The sequence below is a fragment of the Telluribacter humicola genome (assembly GCF_017355935.1).
GTDB classification, from domain to species: Bacteria; Bacteroidota; Bacteroidia; order Cytophagales; family Spirosomataceae; genus Telluribacter; species Telluribacter humicola.
Genome location: NZ_JAFIQT010000001.1, coordinates 2,366,259 through 2,377,638 on the forward strand (window position 1 = coordinate 2,366,259; position 11,380 = coordinate 2,377,638).

At 49.6% G+C, this 11,380-nt stretch carries 11 protein-coding genes; 5 read left to right on the forward strand and 6 right to left on the reverse strand.

All coding sequences use genetic code 11. From position 1 onward, the window contains the following. Window positions 1-150: 150 nt before the first annotated feature. Window positions 151-612 carry an Hsp20/alpha crystallin family protein gene (locus tag JUB14_RS10100; RefSeq protein ID WP_207505731.1) on the forward strand — a complete coding sequence of 154 codons (462 nt, stop codon included), beginning with the start codon at window positions 151-153 and terminating at the stop codon, window positions 610-612. A 66-nt stretch (window positions 613-678) separates the two neighbouring features. Here JUB14_RS10100 and JUB14_RS10105 read toward each other — a convergent pair whose 3' ends face one another. From JUB14_RS10105 to JUB14_RS10115, 3 genes are all read right to left on the reverse strand, one after another. After that, complete coding sequence (locus JUB14_RS10105) at window positions 679-1,596, reverse strand: mechanosensitive ion channel family protein (RefSeq protein ID WP_207505732.1); 918 nt, start codon at window positions 1,594-1,596, stop codon at window positions 679-681. Between the two features lie 133 nt (window positions 1,597-1,729). Next, window positions 1,730-3,235, reverse strand: a complete 1,506-nt coding sequence (locus tag JUB14_RS10110) for an HsdM family class I SAM-dependent methyltransferase (protein WP_207505733.1) — start codon at window positions 3,233-3,235, stop codon at window positions 1,730-1,732. 48 nt (window positions 3,236-3,283) lie between these two features. Next, window positions 3,284-3,943 (reverse strand): hypothetical protein, encoded by a 660-nt coding sequence (locus JUB14_RS10115; RefSeq protein WP_229367616.1) that lies wholly within the window; start codon window positions 3,941-3,943, stop codon window positions 3,284-3,286. 154 nt (window positions 3,944-4,097) lie between these two features. Here JUB14_RS10115 and JUB14_RS10120 point away from each other — a divergent pair, with 154 nt between their 5' ends. After that, the gene (locus tag JUB14_RS10120) at window positions 4,098-5,021 is read left to right on the forward strand and encodes a sugar phosphate isomerase/epimerase family protein (protein WP_207505735.1); all 924 of its coding nucleotides are present in this window, start codon (window positions 4,098-4,100) and stop codon (window positions 5,019-5,021) included. 56 nt (window positions 5,022-5,077) lie between these two features. Here the strand turns inward: JUB14_RS10120 and JUB14_RS10125 are convergent, their stop codons facing one another. After that, window positions 5,078-5,503, reverse strand: coding sequence for a hypothetical protein (locus JUB14_RS10125; RefSeq protein WP_207505736.1), 426 nt, complete (start codon window positions 5,501-5,503; stop codon window positions 5,078-5,080). A 220-nt stretch (window positions 5,504-5,723) separates the two neighbouring features. Between JUB14_RS10125 and JUB14_RS10130 the strand changes: the two genes are divergently transcribed. Next, on the forward strand, window positions 5,724-6,812 hold the full coding sequence (locus JUB14_RS10130; protein WP_229367617.1) for a glycoside hydrolase family 113: 1,089 nt from the start codon (window positions 5,724-5,726) through the stop codon (window positions 6,810-6,812). A gap of 22 nt (window positions 6,813-6,834) precedes the next feature. Here the strand turns inward: JUB14_RS10130 and JUB14_RS10135 are convergent, their stop codons facing one another. Together JUB14_RS10135 and JUB14_RS10140 are read right to left on the reverse strand one after the other, a co-directional pair. Next, a complete protein-coding gene (locus tag JUB14_RS10135) occupies window positions 6,835-7,737 on the reverse strand; it encodes a bestrophin family protein (RefSeq protein ID WP_207505737.1) in 903 nt (300 codons plus the stop codon). Continuing rightward, the gene (locus tag JUB14_RS10140) at window positions 7,734-8,342 is read right to left on the reverse strand and encodes a 3'-5' exonuclease (RefSeq protein ID WP_207505738.1); all 609 of its coding nucleotides are present in this window, start codon (window positions 8,340-8,342) and stop codon (window positions 7,734-7,736) included. The genes JUB14_RS10135 and JUB14_RS10140 overlap by 4 nt, the downstream gene beginning before the upstream one ends. Before the next feature lie 90 nt (window positions 8,343-8,432). On the opposite strand from JUB14_RS10140, the gene nspC reads away from it, so the two are divergent. Next, a complete protein-coding gene (gene nspC / locus JUB14_RS10145; protein ID WP_207505739.1) occupies window positions 8,433-9,590 on the forward strand; it encodes a carboxynorspermidine decarboxylase in 1,158 nt (385 codons plus the stop codon). 122 nt (window positions 9,591-9,712) lie between these two features. After that, window positions 9,713-11,359: a CTP synthase gene (gene pyrG / locus JUB14_RS10150; protein ID WP_207505740.1), complete on the forward strand. Its 1,647-nt coding sequence runs from the start codon at window positions 9,713-9,715 to the stop codon at window positions 11,357-11,359. Window positions 11,360-11,380 lie beyond the last annotated feature (21 nt).

Consider the following 11,380-nt stretch of genomic DNA (forward strand, 5'->3'; position numbering starts at 1 on the left):
TTCAGTAGCTAAGTGACAGAATGTAAGCAGGTTAATGTCAATTTGACAGCTCTCTTGCCATTTTGTAGCCTTTGGGAGGTAGTGGTATATAGTTTGCTTTTAGTCTATCGAAAAGTTAAACATGTCAAACCTTTAAAAATGGAGGTAGCTATGTCACTTACAAAGTTCAATGGAAATGGAACTCTTCCAAGTCTGCTGGATGAATTTGTTGGCAAAGACATGGAAGGACTACACAGCTGGAGCTGGCCCGCGATGAGCCGTTCGCGTGTAGGTAGTGTGGTGCCTTCGGTGAATATCCGGGAAGACAACGACAACTTCTATCTGGAAGTAGCCGCACCCGGCATGAAGAAGAAGGACTTCAACGTAGTTCTGGACAATGGTCGGCTGACCATCTATAGCGAGAAACGTGAAGAGAATGAAGAGAAGGATGAGCAGAAGCGCTTCATGAAGCGGGAGTTCAGCTATCACGCTTTCTCGCGGTCGTTCTGGCTGCCGGACACCTGTGAGCAGGAACGCATAGAAGCCCGCTATACCGATGGGATACTGCACCTGACCGTACCAAAGAAGGAGGAGGCGAAACCCAAAGCGCCCCGACAAATCAAAATAACATAATGGATATAAAGAAAGAGGTTGGCAGTGGTGCCAACCTCTTTCTTTGTTTGTACATATTCGACTGTTTTAACGGTCGTTGTTCTGTCCATCCTTATTGAATAAAGTAACCGGGAAGTCTTTCTCTTTGCCATATAGCTTTATCTCGCGGATATCGGCTGGCAGGCTGTAACCTTCTTTTTCCAGCGTTACTTTTACATCCCTGATCACTTCACCCTTAGTAATAAGTGCCGCTCGTCGGAAGTCATCAGTTTCTACCCAAAAATACACTTTCAGATTCACGGTACTGGCAGCCAGTTCATCCTCCGCCACAAAATTTTCGTGTACGTCGTCATGGACAACATGCTTATGGGTATCCAGGATACGCTGGATAATTTCCTTCGCTCCGTTGATATCATCTTCGTAGGCGATACCAACCACAAAGTCCCAGCGAAAAAAGCCATCTTCCGTGTAGTTGGTCACCGGGTCGGTAAGTACATCCGAGTTAGGAATATATACATCCTGTCCATTAAAAGTCTTGATATGAGTGTATCTGAACTGCAGGGTCTTTACCTTACCCATGATTTCACCTACCTTAATGGTATCATTAACATTGAAGGGGCGGTTAAATGCCAGTATGATACCGGCTATGAAGTTCTCCCCAATGTCCTTAAAGGCAAAGCCCAGTACTACGGCCGAGGCTCCGGCGGTAGCCAGTATACCACCTGCGATGCCACTCAGACCCGCCGTCTGGAGGGCCAGCATGAAACAGATAACGATCAGGATGGTCTTGATGGTGTTGCCCACGAAGGTACTCATGAGAGGGTCCTCAGTACGGGCTTGCATGCGGCTACGGGTAAATCGTCCAATGGCACCGGCAATTATTATTCCCAGCACTATGATCAGAACGGCCAGGCCAATACGGGGAATGGCGGCTATAAGTGCGTCCCAGTAGCCATCCAGGGCAGCGTAGAATTTATCCCAGTTGGTTTCAATAGCTTCTTCCATCGTCAATACTTCTTAGTGTGGTTATATCCTTTTTAAAGCAGCTGTAGTGGTAAAAGGTTTAACTTTTATCCTTACAACTGCTTTATGAGATACTATTTTTGACGCTTAGAAGTAGCCGTTATCCTATCGAAAGCTAGGGCAGTTTGGGATGCAGCCGCGCCAGTTCAGTGGCGGGTACTATAAAATTTTCCACGATTTTCTTGCTGTATCCCTTCCAGCCCCCACGGAAGTCACGTCCGGCTATGGTCATGTAATCGGCCATCAGGGGCGAGTTCAGAATCCTGGCCAGCGTGGCTCCATCTCCCTCAAATTTGATATAGTAGCCCGAGTACACCGTACAGTCGGGATTGGGATACCAGACAAAGTTGGGCTCCCGGTTCATGGGCGAGAATATAATCTTAGGACCAAAGGAATGGTCGAGGCTCTGGGAGCGTCCAAAGGCGTACCAGGCTATGAGGTTGGGCTTGCCATTGTCGCGGCGGTCCAGGGTAGGTCGGTTTCGGAGCAGGTACTTGTATGCATAGGGGTAGTACGCTTTCAGCTCAGCTTCCGGTATGATTTCATTCTTGCCGTAGGTATCTTCCCGGTAGGGAAACAGGATGTACTCCCGGATAGGATCATCTGTTCCTTTCAGGCGGGATGCTTTTACTACAGGCTTCAGGATGGATCTCTCAATCTTAAACCGTTCCCCTTTCTTACTAGTAGCCTCTACCACTTCCTTGTCCATGTTGTCTACCTTGAGCAGGTATATGCTATCACAAAGGGTAGTCAGGCCGACCGAAATTTTACACAATTCACCCAACCGGGTACCCATGATATGTTTCTGAGGAACGACCGATAGCTGCCACAGATCGCATTGCTTCAGCTCATCAAATGATATAGACCGGCCTCGGTACTCAAATCGCTCGTTGCTCAGCTCATACCTGAATTGCTGCTGTTGCCGGGTGCCAAATACGGTAATGGCCGCGTAAGTACCTGCACTCTCAAATACCCGTACGGAACCATAGTTGGTAATGAGCCGCAGGTTTTGGTGATCGGTGAAGTACTGCCGGAGCGGGCGGGCCGTATCGGACGTAAAGTACGAGTTGGGTGTGATGTAACCACAAATCCCATCCGGGGCCAGCAGGCGCGCCGCCAATTCAAAAAAGGCCACGTAAGCATCGGTAGAGCCGGACCGGCAAAAGGTGTACTGTTGCTGAAGCCAGGCCCGCTGCTGAGCGGGCAGGTGTTGAATGCGTATGTAAGGCGGATTACCAACTATAATATCAAATTGCTGACGACTGTATACCTGATCAAAGGCATTGAGCTGGTACAGTTGCCACTTGATCCGTAGACCAAGTGGTACAACCAGTTCGTCCAGCGCTTCGCGGCACAGAGCCAGCGCTTCCGCGTCTATATCCCAGCCGTATACTTTATGCAGATTATCCGACAGCGAGTGAGCCGGGGAATATTGAATGATACGTTGTACAACGGCAACCAGAAAGCGCCCGTCACCGCAGGCCGGATCCAGGATGGTTTTGCCGGTTACGGCTTCGGCTTTGAAATGGACCTCATCCAGTATTTTCTCAACGATGTGCGCAGGGGTATATATTTGACCAAGTAGTTTTTTCTTCTGGTATGTGCGCACTAAGGATGCCATGAGGTCGGTAACTGGTAATTAAAAATGGTAAATAAATAATAGTCAATCTTATTCTTTTGTTTTTAGCAGCGTACACTTTCGGAAACCCGGCCACTGCTTGATCCGCTCAGTGAGCAGGGGTGAACTAATGTCTCCAAACAGGATTTCGTAGGTATCTTCCTCAAAGCGAAAGGTAGTACGGTCGGCCCGGAGGCGTTCGGTCCCGGCCGGGTACAGCCTACCCAGCTCTCTTTCCTCCACGGCCTTTTTATCTATAAATCCCAAAAGTGAGGCTATTGTGCCCCGCCGCTCGGATTGATGAAATGACAAGCAAAAATAGTGCGAAGTACGCGAGCCCGGCTTTTGAAGTTGCGAGGAGGGAATATTTAGTACATAATCGGCTCCTAATCGCCCCGTCTGCCGCTTCATGGCTTTCACGTCCAGGCTGAAGATACTATCTTCTGACTGAAGTACAAAATCCTGCCCCCAGTCCTGCCCGTTGACCGCTCCAAAGGCTCTCTGAGGCCGGGTAAGCCGGTAGATATCTGCAAATACTACTTCACCGAGGCTACCCGTGTAGCGCAGCATCCGCGTATGGATGGGCTTGCTGGCGTGGGCGTCCCAGACATTGGCTACTTGGTGGTGGCGCAGCGAGTACTCCACCAGCTTTCGGGCGTAGGCTTTCTGCTCATCCGTGACCTGGATCTGTATGTAATACTCATTTCTCAACGGCAAAGGTAGGTGTTCCCAGTTGGCTTATAGTACTAACCAACGCAATAAAGGTTAAGTTTAGGGCAGGAAATCCGGCCGCCGATCTACTTTTAGAGAAAGATGTATTACTTTGAACCGGACTATTAACCGGATTTACTAACTCATAACACGTATGCTCAAATTAGGATTTGTAAGTGCTATTCTGGCCGATTTTGGTTTTGAACATGTCATCAGTTTTGCGGCCAACCACGGATTTTCGTGCGTAGAGGTCATGTGCTGGCCCAGTGGCAATGCCGACAACCGCCGCTACGCCGGAGTAACCCATATAGATGTAGATAATCTGACCGATCAGAAGGTATCTGATATCCGCTACACGCTCAAAGAAGCCAAAGTGACCATATCGGGCCTGGGGTACTATCCCAACCCGCTTGACCCCGATCAGGCCAAGGCTGAGTTCTACGTTGAGCACATCAAGCACGTAATCCGGGGAGCGGCCCGTCTGGGGGTACCCGTAGTCAATACCTTCATCGGGCGTGATCCGGCCAAAAATATCCAGGACAACCTCAAGCAGTTTGCAGACGTATGGCCGGGGATCGTGAAAGTGGCTGAGGAGAATAACATTAAGATAGGCATCGAGAACTGCCCCATGTTCTTTACCAACGACGAGTGGCCCGGCGGCAAGAACCTGGCCATTAGTCCCGCTGTGTGGGATCGGATGTTCGAGATTATACCCAGTCGGGCTTTTGGGCTTAACTATGACCCGTCGCACATGATATGGCAGATGATGGATGAGATCAAGCCCATCTACCAGTACAAGGACCGCCTGCACCACATTCACCTCAAAGATGTAAAACTATACCGTGACAAGCTGGACCGGGTGGGTATCCTGGCTAATCCGCTGGAGTACCATTCGCCGAAGCTGCCGGGACTGGGCGATGTCAACTGGCGGGGTTTCTTCGCCGCCCTTACCGATGTACGCTACCGCGGACCGGTGGTGATCGAAGTAGAGGACAAGGCATACGAAGGGAATATAGAAGATGTGAAGAGCGCGATCCTGACTAGCCGCAACTACCTGCGGCAGTTTCTGGGGGAGTAAACTAAAAGAGGGAAGCCACTGGCTTCCCTCTTTTGATAATTAATGCGTGCTGTACACTAGTTACCGGTCTGGCTTTGCTTGCCAGCTTTGGGTAGGTCAGCTACGCTGTTTTTGGTATTAGAAGGCTTGGAAACAGGATTTGTTTTATAGTTGCCCGGTGAATTCAGCGGGTTGATCTGCGAATCATCCTTTGTGCCATCCACGGGTACTACCAGGGAAGCCGGACGATTGGCGTACTTAGGCGTGTGACGAACCTTACCGCGCTGGCGAGCCGTAGTAACCCGCTCAACCAGTCCAACGCTGGGTACCTCTACAGTAGTTCGGTCATCGTTAAGTTGTTTGGCCTTCTGGGCTTTATTGGGATGCTTATAGTTATGAACCGACACACCCGGATCAACCTGTACCTTGCTCTGAGCAAAGGCACTAGTAGTTACCAGAGCAAATACTGCGGCAAATACTACTTTGAATGATGTACTTTTCATATATTTTTATGAATATTTCGTTAAAAAATAGGCATATTTTTGCCCGTCTACATGATAAGTATAAATGTAAAAGATTTGTTCCAACTGGTATTTTTACAATTTTTGGCAGAATTAGTATAAATTATTTAGCGATTTTAGCAGAAACTAGTAATACCGTTGCTTAGGCAATTGATTTTACGACACTTTTTGAGAAATTATTGCCATATAGTCAGAAACCACTATGATTTTTAACGGAAAGATACTTTTAGACTTTTTTTTTCGGATTTATACACATGTATGTAGTTATAAGTGGCTACTGCTGCTGCTCCTCTTTCCGGGCCTGTTTAGCGGATGTAGTCACTTCACAACGGGAACTCCTTATAAGTACTCGGGTGAAAAGATAAAGGGGGTGTCGCTGGTAGCCCCCAGGGAACCGGTGACGGATAGTGTATTCATACCGGTACGGAACGTGAATGCTGAGTGGGTATCGGTAATGCCGTATGGATTTGTGGAGGAAGGGAAGCCCAACTTCCACTACGCGGGTAAGAGCGGCGAGTGGAAATGGTGGGGTGAAACTCCGCAGGGAACGGCCGAAACCATCCGGATGGCGCACCAGCACGGGCTCAAAGTGATGCTCAAGCCACACGTCTGGATAGGCCGGGGCGGGTTTACGGGACACCTGACTTTTACCACCGAAGCGGACTGGCTGGTTTTTGAAAAAGAGTACGGTGAGTACCTGTTAGAATTTGCGAGGGTAGCTGATTCTTCCGATGTAGAGATCTACTGCATCGCTACCGAAATGCAGAACTTCGTCGCCAAGCGGCCCCAGTTCTGGCACCGGATCATCAAAGAGATCAAAGGGATCTACAAAGGCCAGCTTACCTACGCCGAAAACTGGGATACCTATCAGGATGTACCTTTCTGGGATGAACTGGACTATATAGGGGTGGATGCGTACTTTCCGCTGTCTGAAAAACAGCACCCTTCGGTAGCAGAATTAAAGAAAGGCTGGCAATCCCATCTTAAAGCCCTGTCGGCCTACGCCGGTGAGCACCAGAAGCCGGTACTGTTTACCGAATATGGCTACCGCAGTGCCGACTTTACGGCACATAAACCTTGGGAAACCAACCCGGATCACCCCGAAAACGAACAGGTGCAGGTAGATGCGTACCGGGCCTTTTTTGAAGAGGTATGGAGCCGCGATTGGCTGGCCGGAGGATTTGTGTGGAAGTGGTTTCCGGGACTGGAAAAAGGCCGGAAGGCGCGTGACTGGTACTCGCCCCAACACCGCCCCGCCGAACAAACCCTGGCTGATTTTTACAAAAACTAACTTGCTAAGGCTGGCCTGATGGCTAGACCGGATACGCTACTTCGGTGTTGAAGATATCTTTGACTGCTTTACGAATATTAATACAGATGGTATCAGTAGGCAAGTCATTGGAATCCTCTCCGAAAGGGTCTTCAATTTCTTCGGCAATCACCTCCAGGCTACCCAGTATATAGAATACGAATACTACAAACGGTACAACCAGGTAATTGAGGTTAAAGACGTACCCCAGAGGCAGGGTCACGCAGTAGGTAAAGATGAATTTTTTCAGAAACGAGCTGTATGAAAAGGGGATGGGGGTATTCTTGATTCGCTCGCAGGCTCCGCTGATGTTGGTAAGGGACTGAAGCTCATCATTCAGTAGCAGCATGTGTTCGGGGAGCAGGATGCCCCGGCGCTGGAGTTCAAATACTTTGGAGATAATAAGCCCTGCTATCTGATTAGGTACGTGCTCCTCCTTACGCAGGTAATCCGTAGAAAATAGAGAGGCTGATTCTAGTTCCTCGCCCAGGTACTTGCCCCGCAGATGATTTTTGAGGGAGAAGGCGAAATTAGGGATCATAGTACGGAAGAACTCCCGGTATTCAGTATGTTCAGGATCGAGCAGGCCGTTGATCTTCAGGGCCAGGTTGCGGCTACTATTGACCAGGCCTCCCCACTGCTTGCGCCCTTCCCACCAACGATCGTAGGCCGTATTAGTACGGAACACCAGCAGCATGGATATTACAAATCCGAGCAGGGAATGCATCAGGGAGATATTCTTCAGATCAGAGGTAGATTCCAGCTCCCAGTAGTCTACGATCAGATATGCTATCAGGGTAGAGTAAGCCGCTATAGCCAACAACAGGGGAGCCAGCTTACGAACAGTATCCGCCTTATGTAAGCCAAATATAAAGCCCCACCATTCCTTCGGATTGTAGTTGATCATATCAGTTTTACTTTATCCACCAGTTTAAAGAACTCCCTGAAGCAGCGGGCGGTCAGTTGGGCGTCCTCCAGAGCATTATGGGTGTCTTCTTCCCGGTCAAAGCCAAAGTACTTGGCCACGACGCCCAGGCTCAGGTTTCGGGGAACCGACTGCCCGTTCTTTTCCAGGATCATAAAAAACAGGTACGATACCGTATGCAGGTCAACCAGCTTGTTGGAGTAGGGCCACTTCAATTTTTCCTGCCGGTAGGCGTAGCGTAGGAAGTTGATATCATAGATCACACTCTGACCGCAGACTACTACATCCGATAAATTGGGAGAGCTGTGTCCGGGCGAAGCTTTTCGTCCCAGCTTCTTTTGCACCCACACCTCAAACTCAGGTAGTACATCATAGATCATGGGAGCATCTTCAAGGTCATCGAGTGAAAGCCCGTGTACTTCTTCGGATTTGGCCGTGAATGCTTCCTCGTTCTCCGGGTATACATTTTGCAGGTAGGTACCCAGCGAGTTCCAGTGGTCGTCGAAGAGTTCGGCACCGATTTGTATAATCTCGTTCCAGCCGGGATCGGGGCCGGTCATTTCTATGTCAAGTACAAGGAAAGGCATGGAGGGGTGAATTTGTTGAGTGACTATTGCGTTACTTTGCAGACAAATCTAAGACATCCGATTACACATTTCTATAAAATAGATATAAAAATGCCCATTGACTTTACCAGGGTGCCATCACCTTGCTACGTACTGGAAGAGCAGCTTCTGCGCAATAACCTCCAACTCATCGACAGCGTACAAAAAGCCGCGGGATGCAAGATCATCCTGGCTCTAAAAGGCTTTTCGATGTTCAGCGCATTCCCCATCGTGAAGGAGTACCTGAGCGGGGCTACGGCTAGCTCGCTGAATGAGGTAAAACTAATTAATGACTACTTCGGCTACCGTTCGCATACCTACGCGCCCGCCTACCTCGACCATGAGTTTGGGGAGGTGATGGAGCGGAGCAGTCATATTACCTTCAACTCGATGGGGCAGTGGGAGCGGTTCCGGGAGCGGGTAGAGGCTTTCAATGCACAAAACCCCGACCGCCTGATTTCCTGCGGCATCCGGGTCAATCCGCAGTACTCCGAGGTAGCTACCGATATGTACAACCCCTGCGTACCGGGATCGCGCCTGGGCGTCACGCGCAACCAGCTACCCGATCAGCTGCCGGAGGGAATAGAAGGTATCCACTTCCATACCCTTTGTGAGAATGACTCTACTACCCTGGAGCGCACCCTGGAAGCTCTTGAAGCACGCTTCGGCGACCTGCTCCACCAGGCAAAGTGGCTTAATATGGGGGGAGGGCACCTGATGACCCGTGAGGGCTATAACATCGAGTTGCTGATCGAACTGGTGAAGCGCATTCGAGAGAAATATAATTTAGATGTAATTCTGGAACCGGGCTCGGCCATCGCCTGGCGAACCGGAGTACTTGTGAGTAGCGTGTTGGATATTCTGGATAGCCAGGGGATACAGGTAGCCATACTGGATACATCCTTTGCGGCCCACATGCCTGATACGCTGGAGATGCCCTATAAGCCTTACATCCATGGAGCCTATCATGAACCGCAGGCCGGCAAGCCTACCTACCGTCTGGGCGGTATGACCTGTCTGGCTGGTGACTTCATGGGCGACTACTCCTTCGACCAGCCCCTGCAGATTGGCGACCTGATCGTATTCGAAGATATGATCCACTATACGATGGTGAAGACTACAACTTTTAACGGAGTCAATTTGCCTGCGATCGGGATCTGGAAGAAGGATGAGAGCTTTCAACTAGTGCGCTCGTACGGATACGAGAGCTTCAAAGACAGATTATCCTGAGCAAGGAAAAGTTCCGCTGTATAGGGATTTTTAAAATAATTTATTTTTAGGCGGAAGGGCAGGAACTCTTCCGCCTTTTTGTATCTTTGTATCCCGTAATCATAGTAAAATAGCATAGTCTTATGGCTTCTACAGGGCAAAAGACCGCTAAGTACATTTTTGTTACGGGCGGCGTTACTTCATCACTTGGCAAAGGCATCATAGCCTCCTCACTGGCCAAACTTTTACAATCCAGAGGACTATCAGTCACCATTCAGAAATTTGATCCCTATATTAATGTGGATCCCGGTACGCTTAATCCGTATGAGCACGGCGAGTGTTATGTAACGGACGATGGTGCCGAGACTGACCTTGACCTGGGGCACTACGAGCGTTACCTGAACGTACGTACTTCGCAGGCTAACAACATTACGACCGGACGTATCTATTACAACGTTATCATGCGGGAGCGCCGGGGCGATTTCCTTGGCAAGACCGTTCAGGTAGTACCGCATATCACGGATGAGATCAAAAACAACATGCTGCTGCTGGGGCAGACGGGCGAGTATGACGTAGTAATCACCGAGATAGGTGGTTGTGTGGGTGATATAGAGTCTCTTCCCTTTATTGAAGCAGTACGCCAGATCAAGTTTGAACTGGGCGAAAACGATACACTGGTCATTCACCTGACCCTGATCCCTTACCTCAGCTCAGCTGGTGAGCTAAAGACCAAGCCTACCCAGCACTCGGTAAAGGAGCTGCAGGAGTCAGGCGTGCAGCCGGATATATTGGTATGCCGGACCGAGCACCCACTTCCGATGGATCTTCGTAAGAAAATAGCCTTGTTCTGTAACGTACAGACCAGCTCGGTGATCGAAGCGATGGATGCGGAAACTATCTACGATGTACCCATCCTGATGCGTAAAGAGCGGTTGGATCAGCGGGCCCTGTACATGCTGGACATCTACAACGATCAGGATGCCGACCTCGACGCCTGGAAGAACTTCCTGTCCCGACTGAAGAATCCATCGGATTCTGTACGTATTGGTCTGGTCGGTAAGTACGTGGAGCTGCACGATGCGTATAAGTCTATCGTGGAGTCATTTATCCATGCCGGTGCTGAGAACGAGTGTAAAGTACATATCGAATGGATTCATTCGGAGTCACTCACCCCTGAAAACGCGGAGGATAAACTACGTGACCTGGATGGTGTGCTGGTAGCTCCGGGCTTTGGTGAGCGTGGTATCGAGGGTAAGATCTCAGCCATTCGCTTTGTTCGTGAAAATGGTATCCCGTTCTTTGGTATATGCCTGGGTATGCAGATGGCCGTGATCGAGTACGCACGTAACGTACTGGGTCTGGAAGGAGCCCACTCGGTAGAGATGAATCCTGATACGCCGCATCCGGTTATCAACCTGATGGCCGATCAGAAGGATATCACCAACAAAGGAGGTACCATGCGTCTGGGAGCCTATGCCTGCCGCATCAAAAAAGACACGCTGGCTCACAAGATATACGGTCGTCTGAATATTAGCGAGCGTCACCGCCACCGCTATGAGTTTAACAATGACTATCTACAGCAGTTTGAGAAAGGGGGAATGCTGGCAACCGGTATCAACCCCGAGAACAATCTGGTAGAGATGGTAGAGATACCGGGGCATCCTTACTTCATGGGTGTACAGTTCCACCCTGAGCTTAAGAGTACCGTGATGAATCCGCATCCGCTATTTGTGCATTTTGTAAAATCGGCTTTGGCCTATTCATTACAAAAGCGGGCGGTTATGCATTGATTTAACCATTCATCCTCTGTT